Raw genomic sequence first — 16,630 nt, 5'->3', positions numbered from 1 at the left:
GGGCAAGTCAGGTCGTCTGACAGAAGCCGCCGAAAGCCCCCTCGCTCCAGACTGACGACAAGCCGCGGGCGTACTCGAAGCCCGCGCGAACCGTTCCTCTCGGCTGCCGAGACAGCGGCGCAGCGCACCGTGGCGCCCTACCCAGAACACAGGGGGAGTGCAGGATGAGCCGCACGATTTCCCGCTTGCCCGGACCTGACAGGGGGCTGTTCCGCTCGCCGTCGGACCTTCGCACCGGCGCCGACACGGTGACGGGCGTGCCCTCCGCGGCGGACGCGCAGGCCGCCTTCCGCCTCGTAGGACGGACGACGGAGCTGCGGGTCGTCCACTCCCTGCTCACCGCGGCCGTCGACCGGGGCGCCGCGCTGATGCTGACCGGAGCGGCCGGGGTGGGCAAGACCGCGCTGCTCGACGTGGCGGCGCAGAGGGCGGCCGAGGCGGGCTTCCGGGTGTTGCGGGTCACCGGATCGCAGTTCGACCGGACCGTCAGCTTCGCGGGACTGCACCAGATGCTTCAGCCGCTGTCGGAGGAGATCGCGGCCCTGCCGTCCCGGCAGGCGGCGACCCTGCAAGCCGTGCTCGGACTGTCCGAGGGGCAGCCGGTCGAGTTCATCGCCATCGCCAGCGCCGTACACGCCGTGCTCTCCCAAACCGCCACCAGGGCACGGCCGTTGGCGCTGATCGTCGACGACGCGGCCTGGCTGGACCGGCCCAGCGCGATGGTGCTGGGGATCGTGTCCCGTTACGTACGCACCGGATCGATCGCCCTGCTGGCCGCGTCCCGGACCGGCGACGAGTCCTTTCTGAGCGGCACCGGAATGGCCACGCACGAGATCCAGCCGCTCGACGACATCGCGGCGACCGCGTTGGTGGCGCAACGATTCCCCGCCCTGACCCCCCGAGTCCGCCGGCGGCTGGTCGCGGAGGCCCGCGGCAACCCGCTGGCCCTGCTCGAACTGCCCGGCACGCTCAACAAGCCGCAGCAGACCGAGCGCAGCACCCTGCCCGCCGTCCTCCCCCTGACCGAACGGCTCAAGCGGATCTACTGCGAAGGCGTCAGCGCCCTTCCGGCCGGCACCCGCAAGCTGCTCCTGCTCGCGGTCCTGGACGGCTCGGGCGACCTGCGCACCCTGCGGCGCGCGATGGCGAGCCCGGACGCCCAGCCGGGACTGTGCCCCGCCGAGCGCGGTGGACTCGTGCAAGTCGACGTCGAGACAGGGAAGTTGCTCTTCCGGCACCCGCTGACCCGGTCCGCCGTCATGGAACTGTCGACCAGCGCCGAGCGCCGGTGGGCCCATCAGGTGCTCGCCGAGGAGTTCCCGGCCGGCTCCGAGCGCCGGGCCCTGCACCTGGCCGACGCGGCGGTCGGACCCGACGAGCACGTGGCCGTCCTGCTGCACGAACTCGCCTACGGCACCCTGCGCCGCGGGGACGCCGTCGGCGCCATCAACGCCCTGCTGCGCGCCTCGGAACTCAGCGCCACCGGGGCGGGCAAGGGACGCAGGCTGGCCGAGGCGGCCTGCCTGGGGGCCAACGTCACCGGCGATCTGCTCCACGTGCGCGACCTCCTGGACAACGCCACCGGCGCGGACTCCCGGGCCACCACGTCCCTGCCGGCCGCCGTCGCCGCGGCCAGCCAACTCCTCAACGGGGAGGGCGACGTGGACACCGCCCAGCGGCTCCTGGTCAACGCGCTCGACAACGATGCCACCCTGCGGCAGAGCGACGACACCATGCTCTCCGAGGCGCTGCACACACTACTCAGGGTCTGCTTCTTCAGCGGCCGCCCCGACGTGTGGCAGCGCGTCGACACCGCGCTGAATCGCCTCCACCCCAACACCCCGGACCCTCAACTCCCCGTCCTGCGGGCTACTTTGGGCGACCCGGCCCATCTGGCCCTGCCCGCACTGCCCCGCCTCGACGAACTCGTCTCGGGCCTCCACCGCGAGACCGACCCCACCAGGATCCTCCGTACGGCCGCCGCCGGCGCCTACGTCGACCGCCTGCCGGGCAGCCGCAGTTCACTCCGGCGGGTCGTCGACGACGGCCGCGGGGGAGGCGCCGTCACCCTGGCGATCGAGGCGCTCTTCCTCCTGGCCAACGACGCCTACGTCACCGGCCAGTGGGACGACATCACCGGCCTCACCGACGAGGGCCTGGGCTGGTGCACGACGTACAACTACCGCCTTCAGGCCTGGCCGGGACGGTTCCTGCGGGGCCTGTTGGCTGCGGCCCGGGGCGACGACAGGACCGCCCGCACCGTCGCCGACACCCTCGTCTCCTGGGGGAACCCGCGCGGCCTGGGCATCCTGCGCACCTACTCCGCGCACATCAAGGCCCTGTCGGCGCTGGGCAACGCGAACTTCGGCATGGCGTACTACCACCTGACGTCGGTGACGGAGGCCGGCCGACTCACCTCCCCGCACGACCTGTGGCTCCTCTGGGACTTCGTCGAGGCGGCGGCCCACAGCGGCCACCACGCGGAAGCGGCGGCGCACTTGGAGGCGATCGGAGCGCTGGGAATCCGCTCGCTCTCGCCACGCCTGGCGATGATCGCGGACGGCGCGGCAGCCATAGCCGACCAGGGCTCGGTGGACCGGGACCTCTTCGAACGCGCCCTCGCGACCCCCGACGCCGAGTGCTGGCCCTTCGACCTGGCCCGTATCCACCTCGCCTACGGCGAACGCCTCCGCAGAGCCCGGGCCAGCGTCGCGGCCCGCCCCCACCTGACCGCAGCCCTGGCCACGTTCGAACGCCTGGGCGCGGCCCCCTGGACCACCCGAGCCGCGAACGAACTCCGAGCGACAGGCCTCCAGCCCCGCCCCACCGACCCGACGGAGTCCCGCCCGTCCCCCCTCACTCCCCAGGAATGGCACACGGCCCAACTGGCGGCGACAGGCCTGACGAACAAACAAATAGCGGCCCAACTGTTCCTGTCCCCCAGAACAGTCGCGGCCCACCTACGCAACGCGTACCCGAAGCTGAACATCACGTCGAGGGCGGGGTTGCGGGATGCGCTTACGGGGTTGGCGGGGGAGGGGGAGGGCTAGGGGAGGGGTGGCGGTGGGGTGGCGGTGGGGTGGTCGAGGGGCGCTGAGAAGGCAGCGGAGGGCTCGCGGAGAGGTGGTCGAGGGGGGAGCGGAGAACTAGCGGAGGGGCACTGGAGAGGCAGGGAGGGGTGGCGGAAGGTTAGAGGCCGCGCAGCGATCGCGCGAACGGTTGTTCGCCTGCTCAACTGACCCGATACTGACCCGATGTTGATCAACCTGATTCTCCGAGTCCTGCCCTTCTGGATCCGCGAACCGCTCCTCATCGCCGTCTGCCTCTTCTTCTCCGGCCTGGCCCTCTACTGGTACTTCATGGTCGGAGAGTGGCAACGAGCCGCATTCGGCGTCGCGTTCCTCGCGGTCGCGGTCCTGCGGGCGTTCGTCTTCCGCCGCGAGTGGAGATCCCGCCCGAGAGCCGACCAGCCGGCAGCATGAACCTGCACCCACGGGTCCGCCGGGGTATGCCGGTGAGGTTGTCCACTACCCCGTGCGTCAGCTGCGGGGTGAGCGGGCGGGTGGGGAGTGGATGGGCGGCTTCGGTACGGGTGGCGCCGAAGACGAACAGCAAGTCGTCGCGCGTGAGGTCGGGGCGCAGGGCACCGGCCGGCTGGATCCGCTCGATGATGCGGTCGGTGGCGGCCCGGAGGAACGCTCGCGTACGGCCGCAGGTTGCACAGGGCGGCCGTGAGTCACGCTGGCCCGCCGGGCGCCGTGGCCTCCTTGGCCGGGGCGCGGTCTTCTCGGCAGGTTGCCGTTGCCGTGGGTCGGACGACCTGAACTGGCTCTGCTCACCGGCGCGTTGACACCGGGAGCGGAGTCGCATCCGAACGACGCGATCCTCCAGGACGGTTGCCCGCCAGAGCAGCCGAGGCGGGAGTGATCCACCGCCGGTACCTTCGGTGCCCTCCTGGCTAGGCTGAGGGCATGACGGAACGTCCGGATTTCGGCGGGATGCTGGCACGGTTGTTGGACCACCGAGGTCTAGGCGCACAGGAGTTGGCCGACCGAGCCGACTCGACCGCCGACGAGGTCCGGGCGGTGCTCGCGGGAGAGCCCCCCGTCGAAGGGCTGCACCAAAGGCTCGCGCCCGCGCTGGGTTTCCACGCCGTCGACCTGTTCATCCTGGCCGGGCTGGCGATCCCGGACGACCTGGCTCCACTGGACGCCGAGGCCGGTCGGTGGGCGTCTCACCTCGTGATGAACGCGGTGCACCTCCCAGCGGCGGGACGGCGTGAACTCCTACAGATCATCCGCTCCCTGCCGCAGGAGGAACGGCGTTCCACCTTCATCCCGACGGGGCTCGCACCCCTTCCCGAAGACTCAAGGCCGGGCGATCAGGTCATCCGCATGTTCTGGTACCGCAACCTGAACTGGACAGGCATGGCGCACACCCTCTCGGTCGTCACGCCCACGTACCTGTCAGCGTCCACGTACGGTGTGATCAGCGATGGCCGCAAAGGGCTGACACCCCGCCTGGTGACGGACTTCGCGGCCCTACTGGGCATTGACGCCTCCGAACTGGCCAAGCTGACGGGCATCCATCTGCCCGAGTCGCCACCACCCGCGCCCCCAGAAGCCGTGGACGCTGCGGCATTGCTGTGGGAAATACGACGCTTGTCCGCAGCCCAGACCCAACATGCCGCCGAGCTCGCGCGTTCCATGCGCGGCGAACCCGCCGATTGGTACACCGTCAACTTGCCCGGATCGTGACATCTGCCGACCCCGCCCAAGCCGCAACAGGCTTTGGTCCTGCCGCCGGTCTGGACACTCAGCCCGCACTGAACGGTTGGGCAATGAACTAGGCCCTGGCGAGCCTAAGAGCTCGTAACGCGATCATGGCGAGACATTGTCTAGCCTTGCCGGGTGTCGTCCCTCGCTGTTACTGCTACCTCTTACTCATCGGCGCCTTCCGCTCTCGTCTATGCAGCACTCCTGGACGCAGAATCCTGGCCGTCGTGGACCTCCTACTACGAGGTCCAGTGGGAGTTGCCCGCGGGCGTCGAGCGACCGGCACGCGTAGATGACCTTCGCACCATTCGTTCCCGCCTTGGGCGGGTGTGCTGCCGTGAGCGCATTGTCGAGTTGGTTCCCGACCAGCGGTTCAGCTACGAACAGGCCGCCGGGCTGTTCGCGTCTCACCGGGGGTCTGTGGACCTGGCCCGAGCACCCCACGGCGGCACCAACATCACCTGGTCAGCAACCTACCGGCATGCCCTCCCACTTCTGGGCACGCTCAGAAGACGGCGCCTGCAGGTATTGGTCCAAGATCTCGCGTCATACGCCAATTCAATCGTGAGTCGACACTCCTAGAAGTGTGTGCCGGGTTCATGATCTGGTCTTCTTGAGCCGCCGCCAGCAGATCAGGCTACTGGCCAACGAGGGGAAGGCGTCATGGAGTTCGAGGCGTCGTTCCCATCGAATGGCAAGGCGTTTGAACTGGCGGAGCGGGGCGAAAGTCTGCTCGACGACGTAGCGGAGCTTGCCCAGGCCCTTGATATTCGGAGCACCCTTGCGGGATATCACCGGCATGATCCGGCGACGCCGCAGCTCGCGCCGCACGGCCTCCGAGTCGTACGCCTTGTCACCCAGGATGGACTCGGACCGCCTCCTTGGCCGACCGCCGCGATGCCGTCGACCAGGGCCAGGGCCAGGGTCTGGGTGATGTCGTTGACGTCGGCCGCGGTGGTGACGGCGTGCAGCGGGGTGCCACGTCCGTCGCAGATCAGGTGGTGCTTGCTGCCTGTCTTCCGCCGGTCGACCGGCGACGGACTGGTTGCGGTTCCCCCTTTTTCGCGCGAACACGGGAGCCGTCCACGCGCGCGGGTCCAGTCGAGTTCACCGGCCGCGTTCAGCTGGGCGAGCAGCGGCCGGTGGAGCTGGTCGAAGACTCCGTCCTGTTGCCAGCGATCCAGCCGTCGCCAAGGTCTGCCCGGAGCCGAACCCCAGCTCCGGTGGCAGGAGTTGCCAGGCCACGTCGTTGAACAGGTCGTACAGAATGCCCTGCAAACAGAGTCTGTCCGGAACTGGTCTCGATCCCGGAGACCGCTCCGGCCAGGGCGGGAGCAGCGGTTCGATCAGCGCCCACAAGTCGTCGTCCACGATCCACGGCCGAGTGCTCACTTCCTCACCAACGGCAGGATCATCACACCGGTCACGCTCGACCAGGACCCTTCAACAAGATCGCGTTATGAGCTCTAAGACGCCGTTTCTGATGATGGTCGACCTGCGTGCTGGCCAGCATGAATCTCCTGCTAGAACACAGCTATGACGTACAGGTTCACAGCTCGTGCAGTGGCGGCAGAAGTCGACCCCGACAACGACGTGATGACGGCCGGTGTCGCCGAAGACGGGGACGGTGAGGGCTTCATCCTGTTGTTCATGAGCAACATCAGCGAACCCTCCCGTCAGACCGTGTCGCTCGGACTGGACACTCATTGCCTTGTGACGCAGGACCAGGGAACGGCCTATGGCTGCGTCCGGGAGATCGCACTGTCGAACAGACTGCTCGCCGTGTCGCTGGTCTCCGCTTCGTTGGACGATCTGGGCCTGGACGACGCCGAGATCGAGGCAGAACTCGACGTGCCGGACGAGGACATCGAGCGAATGCGGGAGGTACTCGCCCAAGTGCTGGCGTTCGGGCGGATAGACGCTCGCCCCAGGCGCGTCGACCTGTAGGCGCGTATTCCGCGTCATAGCCACCGGTAGCCGATGAGGGCAGTCGCGATACCGATGAAGGCCAGGAAGTGCTCGGGTTTTCGCTCATAGCGGCGATGACGGCGGCGGTAGCCGGCCAGCAAGGACACGGTGCGCTCGACCACCCAACGGTGTCGCCCAAGGCGTTGCGAGGACTCCATGCCCTTGCGGGCGATGCGGTGGCGGATACCGCGTTCACGCAGCCATTTCCGCAGGAGGTCGTAGTCGTAGCCCGTGTCGGCATGCAGCTTGGCCGGACGGCGTCGGCGTGGGCCCCGGCGGGAGCGGATGGGAGGGATGCCCCGCACGAGCGGCTGCAGGCCGAGGCTGTCGTGGGTGTTGGCGGCGGAGATCCCCAGTGAGATTGGGAGTCCGTTGCGGTCGGTGATCAGGTGGATTTTCGATTCGGGCTTTTTCTGCCCGCACGTTGACGGAGTCGATCGCGCACCGCGACCAGTCCAGCTCGCCATGGGTACCGAGTTCGTCCAGGATGACGCGGTGGAGTCGGGCCCAGACCCGGTCCCGGCTCCACTGAGCGAAACGCCGGTAGACCGTGGGCCAGGCCGGGCAGAACACCGGTGGCAGTTGCCGCCAGGTGCAGCCCGATGTGGCCACGAAGGTGATTGCTGCCAGGGCCTCGCGGTCGCCGACCCGTCGCCGGCCGCCACCCTGCGAACGCTTCAACTCAGTTGGTGGCACCATTCGTCGGAACAGAACCCACAGCTCTTCCGGCACCAACCGCTCGACCAAGATCCGTCATGCACGACTCAACGAACGATCACGCCATAAGAAACAGCGCCTAAGAAGGGCTGGCGCCTGGTGGGCTTCTACGCGGTCATGTACTTCACGGGTCTCCGTCCGAGTGAGGGCGTGGGACTCGGCAAGGCTGATTGCTTCCTTCCGGAGAAGGGGTGGGGAGTTCTGACGCCTCACGACACGCACCCAGTGTCGGGCAAGCAGTGGACAGACAGCGGCGAGCGCCACGACAAGCGCGGCCTGAAGTCGAGGGAGGCCAAGGAAGGCCGTCCGGTCCCGATTCCCCCGCCACTTGTGGCCATGCTCCGTGCTCACCTGAAAGAGTTCGGCACGGCCAAGGATGGGCGGCTCTTCACGAACGAGTGGGGTGGACTCGTGGGCAGCAGCACCTATTGGCGCGTGTGGCGGGACGCTCGGAAGTACGCGCTCCCGCCGGACCTCCTAACGTCCATCCTCGGAGGAGAGGGCGGCCGTATGACCTGCGGTACACCTGCATCACGACGTGGCTAAACGCCGGCGTACCCGTGGCCGAAGTCGCCCGTCGAGTCGGCAACTCGCCTAAGGTAATCCACCGCGTCACTGGGTCCGGCTCTTGACGTCTGGCACTTCAGCTCGCGTGTGTGCATGCCCTCTGACCTGCGACGGAGACGGGCTGAGGGTTGACAGAGCCACAGAGTGTGTCGGAGGCGTGTCGCGCCAGAGCCACTCCCCCCGAAGGTTGGCACTGAACCGGCATTCTTGGGCAGAAGCCCGTCCACTGTGATCACCGGTCTCGCTCACCAGCGGCCTGACGAAGCCCACGACTCTGACCAGATCAGATGTCGTGGGCTTCTGCCGTTGTTGGTCGGCGTCCGCTGACCTTGTGCTGCCCAGAGGTGGCCCGGACTTCGCGCGACGCGATCTACTCGGGAATAATTCGTCTCTAAATATTACATAAGCCGCAAATTGACGTGCATGAACTTCCATCAACCGCTAGTCCCTCTTTGGGGTCGTTCAATACACTAACTGCATGTCCGAATTGATCAGCTTCGCCCTGGGCGTGATCTCAGGATTACTAACGAATGTCATCTGGATCCGGAGAGGCCGCCTCAGATCGCTAGCGGAGGGCATCAGGCAACCGAAATATGAACCACTAGGATTCACCTCTTCTGAGGTTGGGTTATTCCCTCTAAATCGCTGGACTTTCGCTAGGCCGTTGCAGCGGAACCACCTACAGGTCTCAGTAGTCGATGCGCGTCCACGGCAGCAGTGGTTCAATGAAGGCGAGTGGCAACAAATCGCAGACGAGTACCATAGTCGCTATACCGGTGACATTGGTTTCTTGATTGATGCATCGATTGATCACCGGGAAAGCCGCGAGGGTGAGGACTTTCGATACACAATCACTCCATGCGACTATAGCGAGCACTTGGCGACAGTCGAGTACCTGCGACGTCATCCCGACGCGCAATCCAGGATTCGCGCTAGTTTCGTAGACGGAGGCATTATTGACTTCGCTCGAACGTCACCACCAACGTCAGTCAAAATTAATGTTGCTGTCCTAAATTTGGATAATGAGTTTCTAGCGGTGCAACGTTCAGGCGCCGTAGATTTTAAGCGGGGCGTATGGACGGTCGGTCCCAATGAAGGTATGAAACTCGCCTCGCGTGCGACGCCGGGAAATCCCCCAGAAGATTTCTTTGACCTCGGTGAACGTTGCCTGAGGGAGGAGCTTAATCTCGAACCTGTAGACTACAGTGGAATCAACATTTCATGGGTTGGGTATGAGGTAAAGACAATCCAACTGAAAGTCTATGCACAGGTTCGCACCCATCTCTCAAAGCGAGAGGTGAATGAGCGGCTACTTTCCTCGCATAGCCTATTCGAAGCGCAAGATACAGAGTGGATCCCATTCAAAAGAAAATACGTGATGGATATTGTGAGAAATTGGGAAAATGGTGACGTCGAAGGTCGAAAATGGTCATCGAGTGCACCCCACACCCTTCAGGAAATGTGGAGGATGCGTCACTTGCTCAGACTGACGGATCATCCCTAAGGGGTGTCCCGCAAAGGCTGACTGGGGCTCGCGCCAAGCGCTGAGCGGGATACTCGCGAGACTCCGAAGCGGGGTTGTGACAGCCTGCGGACATGCCAGAGCTGCGCGTTCATACAGGCCGTCACCACGCCATCCAGTTCCACTACGCCTTGCCGGACGACGCATGGCGTGTGGAGCTGAGCGAGGCCGCCCCGGCGCCGACCGCGTTGGCTGAGATCCCCAACGCGGAAACGCATTTGCCTGGAGCGGCCTTCCTGGTGGCGGTGATACCCGACGAGGATCCGGACCTGGAGCCGACCGTCCACATCCACAGCGGCACGAGCACGTCATCCCCTACGAGATCATGCGCTGGTTCATGGAGCGCGTGGCAGAGCAGGTTGAACGCTGCCGCATCGCGTGCGAGCAGGGAGAACCTGAAGCAGTGGAATGATCACGCAGTGTCTGGTGTGATCACGGCGTCGGAGCCGTCCTGGATAGCCCCGTTCAGCGGGCTGAGCCCGCGTCAGTTCGGCAAGCTGATTGCCGCGTTGCGGCGCGAGGGAGCGGATCCGGTGCGCAGGGGCCGGCCGTGGAGCCTGCAACTAGAGGACCGAGTGCTGCTGGTCGCCGCGTACTGGCGGACGAACCTGACACTGCGCCAACTGGCGCCGCTCTTCGGGGTGTCCAAGTCCGCGGCGGACCGCATCATCGACCACCTCGGAGCCGCGTTCGCCCTCCAGCAACGCAAGCGGTTCCGCAAGGACACCGTGCTGATCGTGGACGGCACTCTGGTCCCCACCCGTGACCACAGCATCGCCGAGCAGTCGAAGAACTACCGGTATTCGACCAACCACCAGGTCGTCATCGACGCAGACACCGGCTGGTCGTCGCGGTTGGCCGGCCGTTGCCCGGCAACCGCAACGACTGCAAGGCGTGGGATCTGTCCGGTGCGAAGGCCACCGTCGGCAAGACCACGGTCATCGCGGACGGCGGCTACCGGGGCACCGGCCTGGTCATCCCGCACCGCCGCGAACCCGGCCAAGCCCAACTCCCGGCCTGGAAAGAGGAACACAACACCACCCACCGCAAGGTCCGCGCCCGCGTCGAGCACACCTTCGCCCGGATGAAGACCTGGAAGATGCTCCGCGACTGCCGCCTCAAGGGCGACGGCGTCCACCACGCGATGCTCGGCATCGCCCGCCTGCACAACCTCACCCTCGCCGGGTGACGACGAACAGACAGGTCAACGGACACGTGGAAGATCATTTGCGGGACAAGCCTTAGGTAGGCTGCGGCCGGTGATCAGGTGTGGCCTCAGGAGGCTGCTCCAACTGCAGCTCTTTCTTCCGTTGCTCTTCTCGGATTCGTTCGACCTCTTCAGCGAACTGGGTTGATGCTTCTTCGGGTGCTAGATTTTTGTATCGCCGAATGCGCAGCGAGTAGGCCTGAATCTCCAGATCTATCGAGTCCGCTGTCTGTTGAAGATTGAGACTGCGCTCTCGGAATTTGAAGTACGCGATGATTCCCGCGGAGATGCTAACCAGTGCGCTAAGGACCACAGCAAGCCAACTCCAAACACCCTGCTCCGCTGAGGCAGTCGTGCTTACAGAGGTGAGGATGGAACCGACGATGACGGTAAGTTGGAAGAGGTTGTGTCTCCCTCTGTATTTCTCGGCGCTCCGTCGATACTCATCACGAAATCTGGGTACGGATTCGTAGTAGAAATGGAAGGCGCTGGGGAGATCTGCCGTCGCTACATCCCTGGCTTGGAACCATGCCCTCTCTACCTCAAGTTGGCGCAGCTCTACCGTTCTTTTTGTTATCTCGGTTCGCCGATTCCACCAGAAAGCAATGGATGCAAGTGTTGAAATGATGAGGCCTGCCGGGCCAAATTCGTTCAAAACTACGCGACCATCGCCAGGGTGAGAGAAGTCAATTAGATAATTCCCTGCAACGATGCTGCCGAGGATTGTTGAATTTCCAGCTACTAACCAAAGCAGTGTGAACCGTTTAATGAATCTGGCTGTGGATATCTCGGATTCGATTTCGATGAGGCGCTGGTCGATATCTGAAACCGTTGGAATTGTTGCCACTCGTCCCCCAGCCTTGATCTCGCGCGAGCAGTAGCAGGTCATCGACGTGATCGTTTAGTCAGCCAATGAAGCTAGCACCCGAAGGTCAAGGCTGTTGGAGTCAAGTGCTTGCTTGGGCTCCAGGAGGACGCACCGGTCCCACACGCTCCTCACACGCGGCCAATGGGTGACAACGAGAAAGAGCGGGAGTCAGTGAGACTGACTCCCGCTCTTCCATCTAGGCATCCGCCCAGCTCAGCGCGTGATTCTTGCTGGCTGTGTGGCGAGTGCCCCCGGCAGGATTCGAACCTGCGCACACGGCTCCGGAGCCCAGATGAGACCGTGACGCCTTCGGGGACGTGACCTGCGGGGGAGCGGCATCCGTGGGTCCCACCGACCAAGGTCATTACGCCCCTATTACGTGGGCGGCCTGTCGAGCGGCGGAGCGGCGCCGTATGGTCGGAGGCATGATCTCGGGCAGCGGCGGGGGCCAGGACGGCGGCACGGAGTTCACGGCGGAGGGCCTTGCGGCTGTCCTGCGCGAGGCGTGTGCGACAGCCGAACTGGACTCGGACGGCGCCGAGTTGCTCCGGCTCGGCTCCAACGCCGTGTACCGCTTATCGACGTCACCGATCATCGTCCGGATTGCTCGTGACCCCGATGCCCTGGAAGAGATGGAACGGGTGGTACGGGTAGCGCGGTGGCTGGAGACGGAGAACTTCCCGGCTACTCGGGTGCCGGCGGGCGTCACACAACCGTTGGTGGTCGGCGGCCTGGTGGTGACCTTCTGGGAGAGCGTGCAGGAGCGGGAGGAGTTCGCCACGGTGGGCGAACTGGCCGACCTGCTCCGCCGGTTGCACTGGCTTGAGGAACCTGAGTCTCTGAGACTCCCGTACTTCGATCCCTTCGCGAAGCTGTCGGCGTCCATGAGGCAGATGGACGGCGTCACGGAGGATGACCGCACCTTCCTGGAGGAGAGAGCCGCAAGGCTCAACAAGGACTACGACCGCCTGGACTTCGTGCTTCCCTTCGGGATGATCCACGGGGACGCGAACATAGGCAACGTGCTCCGTCACCGGGACGGCCACGCGGTGCTCATCGACCTGGACGGCTTCGCGTTGGCTCCGCGGGAGTGGGATCTGATCCTGACCGCGATGTTCTACGACCGGTACGGCTGGCACACGAAGGCTGAGTACGACGAGTTCGTTCACCGGTACGGCTTCGACCTGATGAACTGGCCCGGCTATGAGACCTTGGCGGATCTCCGGGAACTGATGATGGTCGTCTGGCTCGGCCACCAGGTCGCCGGCAGCGACCGTTCCGCGGCGGAGTTCGCGCGGCGTGTGCGGTCACTGCGTACCGGCGAGGGTCGAGACTCGTGGGGCCCCTTCTGAAACGTGGTCAGAGGCTGAGCTGCGCCCCTGACGCGACCCACAACCTGTGCTCCTGGACCTGCTCCGCGAAGTCCCGAGAGACCGCGTTGTCGCTGGCGGCAGCAAGATTCGTCCGGAACTCGGCGAGGTAGGTGACGCAGCGGGCCGACTTGAGTTGCTCTCCGAGATCGAGGGCATCAAGGGCGACGCGGCAGGCTTCCTCGGTCTCGCCGGCTCGTAAGTGGGCGTCGGCAAGAACCATGGTCGCGAAGAAGTCGCTTCGCACGTGGCTTCCGCTCATGGCGTTCTCGGCATGAGCCACGGCTTGGCGGGCGCTGTTCACGTCACGGAAGCAGTGCGCGGCCTCGGCAGCAAGCTCCGCCTCGTCGAAGTAGCTAATCCACTCCGGCTCGTCGTCGCTGTTGCGACTCTCCAGGGACCTGGTCGCCGCGCTCAGTGCGGCCTCGCATGCGGCGACGTCACCGGTACGAGCAAGGGCGCGGGCCTCCATGGCGTGGAACTGGGCGCGCAGGGTCGGCGTGGCCACCGGCGAAATACCCATCAGCGCGGCTCGGGCGAGCGTTGCGCCGTGCGTGTACTGGCCGAGGAATGTGGCCTGATGACTCATCGCGGAGAGGATGCTTCCCGCAAGTCGTCGGTCGTTGGCGTCCTGGGCCAACCGGAGTGCCTGGAGGAAATACCGCTGAGCGAGGCCGTGATGGCAGGAGTCGTAGGACATCCAACCGGCAAGCAGCGTCGCTTCGGCGGCAGTTGAGAAGAGGGCTCGCCCTACTTGCTCCGTGTACTTCCCTCGCAACATCGGCAGAACGTCGTTACTGAGGTACTGGATTACGGCATGCCGCGCGTGATCCCCGCCGAACTGGTCGTCGAGGCGGGCGAACATGTCCGCAGTGGTCTTCACGGCGGCGACGTCCCCCAGCCCAACACGCTGACCCTCTGTGCGAGGGCGGGGAACTGCGGGCTCGGGAGCCACCAACCAGCGCAGGGACGCTTCACTCCATGCCGGCTCGGACGGCTCGGCTTCCAACAAAGGCTCGTACCGGTTGAGGTCGGCTCGCCACAGTTTCCCGACGGCTTGGATCGCCGCATCCGGACTGGCCGGGTAGCCGGCATCCAAGAGGGCCGAGTCCTGCTGCGAACTGTGGCTCAGCCCGAGTTCCGAAGCACTGACCCCGTAGACGTCACAGAGGAGCGGGCCGTAGAAGTCGTCCGGCGTACTGTGCCCGTTCTCCCAACTGGCAATACGGCGCTTGACGCTCGCATCCGACGGAAGTTGATGACCCCGCCGCGCGGCAGCCTGGCGCAGTTCGCGCACCAATCTCGGCTGGCTCCACCCTCGACCCGTGCGGGCCTCGCGTAAGTGAACGCTGATCGACTCCATCAGGGGACGTGTCCGTTCCTTCCCTGCACGGGTGTTGGTACGACGACTCGTTCTGGGCATCGAATGTACGCGCCCGTCACCGTCTGTGGCAGGCGACTAACAGAGATCGTCCCCGAGACCGGGGTGACGAGGGATGACGCATCACGCGCTGACACGTCATCCCTCGTCCACACTCGTCATCTGCCCTGGTCAGGCCAGGCGCCCTCAGTCTGGAGTCACAGCGGCGCCGAGCCGCAACGCACTCCGACCGAGGTGGGATGACGTGCAAAGGATGACCAGCAGGGGAGTGGAGTGGCTCTCTGCGGCGGCCGACGATCCGGAGAAGTGCCGAGCGGTCTGGACGGAGGATCCGCGTAGGCCCTGCATGTTGCCGACGGGGCGGCTCTTCGACGTAGTCGTGGTGAACGAGCGTCTCGGCCTGGAGACCTTCGACCAACTGCTCCGCCGAGGCGCGCCGTTCGGTCCTGCTCTGGTGGACCACAAGGCCCGTTGCGTCGGGTTCTTCCTCTCCTCGGACAGCCAGGAATCCTTCACTCATTACCTCGGTAGAGAGACGCAGACCCCACCCTTCTACCGATACCTCAACACCAAATCCGTGGTCGTTGTCCCCGGCCCGATGCCCATGGCAGGTGACCGGTATCAGTGGCTGAGGGCTCCGACGCGGCGACCGCAGGCGAACCCTCTGCGCCCCGTCGCACTCGCGACCATGCTCGTAGCCGCTGCCGAACTCCTGGCACGGGCGGACCGATACGCGGAGGAGTACGGCTCGCCGTACGCGGCTGTTGCAGCTCTTCCTGACGGGGCGTCCACCGATGGGGGATGACGCGGCTGACCGCCATGACGCCGCCGATTGGTCGCCCCTGGACAGCGACGGTTGGTACTCGGCACGGAACGCAACAACGGCTCTTCGCGATGTCCTCATCCGAGCCGGCATGGAGAAGGACTTCCCATACCTCCGAGCGGACTTGAACGCCTTCGGACACGGCCTCGTGGAACTCGGCCGTGTCTCACCGGCGACTGCGGAGCACCTGGCTGAGCTCATGCGTCTCGCGCTGTTATCCGCCTCGGAGGAGCGAGACGAACGCGGACGCGCCCCCGAGGAACGACAGGAAACGGAGCGGAAGTTATGACCGACCGGCGAGGAGTGATAGCCAAGCGCGCGGAAGACCTGATGCCCGGCGTCCCCTACGTCCGCGGTTGGGCGCAGGCCCGGCGAAGCGCGGCCACGTTGGCCGGGCAACTCAAGGCCCTCGGGTTGGACTCCGACTTCCCCGCGCTGTCCGCCGACGTGAACGTGTTCGGCGATGGCCTGGTGCGTCTCGGAACGGTGCGTCCAGAGGCGGCGCTGTTACTGGCCGAGCTGATCGGGGTGGGGCTTGCGATGGGTACGCAGCAAGCTGCGCGCCGGCCATCGACGGAGGCTCCTTACATGCGGGCCTCCGCGGTCTGAGTCGGCGAACCACAATCCCCGGCTCGTCGCGGTCGGAGCAAGCTCCCGCGACCGGTCGGCCCCATGCCCCGCACGGCATCTCGTTCCCCCGGCGAGTGCTGTGCGGGGCATCGATCTGTTCAGCGCCGTTGTGGTCGTGGTCTGCCGCTCGGCCGGGACCGGCGCCCCAGCGCCGCAGCCCGGACGAACGGCAGACCACCGAGACAGATGTCGATTCGGCGTATGGGGCATTCGCTGGTCACTCACGCTGAGCACTTGCTTCGGAAGCCCAGGGGTTCCGGGCTGGGTTAGACGCTGAGAGTCGCGTGCACTTGTCCGCCGGAAGTCTCACTGCCCAGTGTCTTCGTCTTCCGACACGGTCATCTACGACCCGAGGCAGTTCGGTTGCCTGCTCGGCTCTGGTTGCAGGCCTAAGCCAAGCAGAGAATTGCGCGCTTCAGTTCAACGGCGGTCTGACCAGGACCCTATTTCCAACACGCTCTGCACACCTCTGTACGGCAGTGCCATGTGTTTGTCGCCGATGCTGCGCTCCGAGCATCGCGCGGGACTTCATTGAGGTGACTTACAGAAGAGTTGAAGTCCCTCCGCCACTTGAGCTCCCTCTGTCATACTTCCAAGCCAACTAGACTGGTTACTAGGGGCTTTGGGGGGAAAGTGCCTACATCTCCTGCTGGTGGTGCGACGGGTTCCGGTGGTGCGGTGCCGGGTCAGTCCGGTGCTGCGCCTGGTGGTGCGACGGGTTCCGGTGGTGCGGTGCCGGGTCAGTCCGGTGCTGCGCCTGGTGGTGCGACGGGTTCCGGTGGTGCGGTGCCGGGTCAGTTAC

At 65.4% G+C, this 16,630-nt stretch carries 12 protein-coding genes and 4 pseudogenes; 12 read left to right on the top strand and 4 right to left on the bottom strand.

The window, feature by feature from the left end; genetic code table 11:
* Positions 1 to 185: 185 nt before the first annotated feature.
* The 4 genes from ACWD5F_RS39380 (at position 186) to ACWD5F_RS39365 (ending at position 5,357) form a co-directional block, all read left to right on the top strand.
* Entirely contained in the window at positions 186 to 3,050 is a 2,865-nt protein-coding gene (locus ACWD5F_RS39380; RefSeq protein ID WP_451261053.1) for an AAA family ATPase, read from the top strand.
* Between the two features lie 204 nt (positions 3,051 to 3,254).
* Entirely contained in the window at positions 3,255 to 3,482 is a 228-nt protein-coding gene (locus ACWD5F_RS39375; RefSeq protein WP_451261052.1) for a hypothetical protein, read from the top strand.
* A 489-nt stretch (positions 3,483 to 3,971) separates the two neighbouring features.
* Positions 3,972 to 4,757, top strand: coding sequence for a hypothetical protein (locus tag ACWD5F_RS39370; protein ID WP_451261051.1), 786 nt, complete (start codon positions 3,972 to 3,974; stop codon positions 4,755 to 4,757).
* 153 nt (positions 4,758 to 4,910) lie between these two features.
* Positions 4,911 to 5,357, top strand: a complete 447-nt coding sequence (locus tag ACWD5F_RS39365) for an SRPBCC family protein (RefSeq protein WP_451261050.1) — start codon at positions 4,911 to 4,913, stop codon at positions 5,355 to 5,357.
* Positions 5,358 to 5,372: 15 nt separating this feature from the next.
* Here ACWD5F_RS39365 and ACWD5F_RS39360 read toward each other — a convergent pair.
* A pseudogene (locus ACWD5F_RS39360) lies at positions 5,373 to 6,149 on the bottom strand (IS5 family transposase).
* A gap of 189 nt (positions 6,150 to 6,338) precedes the next feature.
* Here ACWD5F_RS39360 and ACWD5F_RS39355 point away from each other — a divergent pair.
* Entirely contained in the window at positions 6,339 to 6,722 is a 384-nt protein-coding gene (locus ACWD5F_RS39355; RefSeq protein WP_451261049.1) for an Imm10 family immunity protein, read from the top strand.
* A gap of 14 nt (positions 6,723 to 6,736) precedes the next feature.
* Here the strand turns inward: ACWD5F_RS39355 and ACWD5F_RS39350 are convergent.
* Positions 6,737 to 7,490 (bottom strand): annotated as a pseudogene (locus tag ACWD5F_RS39350) (IS5 family transposase).
* 54 nt (positions 7,491 to 7,544) lie between these two features.
* Between ACWD5F_RS39350 and ACWD5F_RS39345 the strand changes: the two are divergent.
* The 3 genes and pseudogenes from ACWD5F_RS39345 to ACWD5F_RS39335 form a co-directional block, all read left to right on the top strand.
* Positions 7,545 to 8,071 (top strand): annotated as a pseudogene (locus ACWD5F_RS39345) (tyrosine-type recombinase/integrase); the annotation flags it as partial.
* A gap of 434 nt (positions 8,072 to 8,505) precedes the next feature.
* Positions 8,506 to 9,531 carry a hypothetical protein gene (locus tag ACWD5F_RS39340; protein ID WP_451261048.1) on the top strand — a complete coding sequence of 342 codons (1,026 nt, stop codon included), beginning with the start codon at positions 8,506 to 8,508 and terminating at the stop codon, positions 9,529 to 9,531.
* 437 nt (positions 9,532 to 9,968) lie between these two features.
* A pseudogene (locus tag ACWD5F_RS39335) lies at positions 9,969 to 10,738 on the top strand (transposase).
* 52 nt (positions 10,739 to 10,790) lie between these two features.
* Here ACWD5F_RS39335 and ACWD5F_RS39330 read toward each other — a convergent pair.
* Positions 10,791 to 11,645, bottom strand: coding sequence for a DUF4231 domain-containing protein (locus tag ACWD5F_RS39330; RefSeq protein WP_451261047.1), 855 nt, complete (start codon positions 11,643 to 11,645; stop codon positions 10,791 to 10,793).
* Between the two features lie 404 nt (positions 11,646 to 12,049).
* Here ACWD5F_RS39330 and ACWD5F_RS39325 point away from each other — a divergent pair, with 404 nt between their 5' ends.
* Positions 12,050 to 12,976 (top strand): phosphotransferase family protein, encoded by a 927-nt coding sequence (locus tag ACWD5F_RS39325; protein ID WP_451261046.1) that lies wholly within the window; start codon positions 12,050 to 12,052, stop codon positions 12,974 to 12,976.
* A gap of 7 nt (positions 12,977 to 12,983) precedes the next feature.
* On the opposite strand, the gene ACWD5F_RS39320 is transcribed toward ACWD5F_RS39325, so the two are convergent.
* Positions 12,984 to 14,357 carry a hypothetical protein gene (locus ACWD5F_RS39320; RefSeq protein WP_451261045.1) on the bottom strand — a complete coding sequence of 458 codons (1,374 nt, stop codon included), beginning with the start codon at positions 14,355 to 14,357 and terminating at the stop codon, positions 12,984 to 12,986.
* A 262-nt stretch (positions 14,358 to 14,619) separates the two neighbouring features.
* Here ACWD5F_RS39320 and ACWD5F_RS39315 point away from each other — a divergent pair, with 262 nt between their 5' ends.
* The 3 genes from ACWD5F_RS39315 to ACWD5F_RS39305 are packed head-to-tail and all read left to right on the top strand — an operon-like array spanning position 14,620 to position 15,807.
* Positions 14,620 to 15,180, top strand: a complete 561-nt coding sequence (locus tag ACWD5F_RS39315) for a bifunctional DNA primase/polymerase (protein ID WP_451261044.1) — start codon at positions 14,620 to 14,622, stop codon at positions 15,178 to 15,180.
* Positions 15,170 to 15,487, top strand: coding sequence for a hypothetical protein (locus tag ACWD5F_RS39310; RefSeq protein WP_451261043.1), 318 nt, complete (start codon positions 15,170 to 15,172; stop codon positions 15,485 to 15,487). Before ACWD5F_RS39315 ends, ACWD5F_RS39310 begins: the two co-directional genes overlap by 11 nt.
* On the top strand, positions 15,484 to 15,807 hold the full coding sequence (locus ACWD5F_RS39305) for a hypothetical protein (protein ID WP_451261042.1): 324 nt from the start codon (positions 15,484 to 15,486) through the stop codon (positions 15,805 to 15,807). The genes ACWD5F_RS39310 and ACWD5F_RS39305 overlap by 4 nt, the downstream gene beginning before the upstream one ends.
* Positions 15,808 to 16,630 lie beyond the last annotated feature (823 nt).

The sequence above is a fragment of the Streptomyces sp. NPDC002499 genome, from assembly GCF_053595415.1.
The sequence above is the reverse complement of the archived record's forward strand: the minus strand, read 5'-3'. Positions and strand labels throughout refer to the sequence as shown.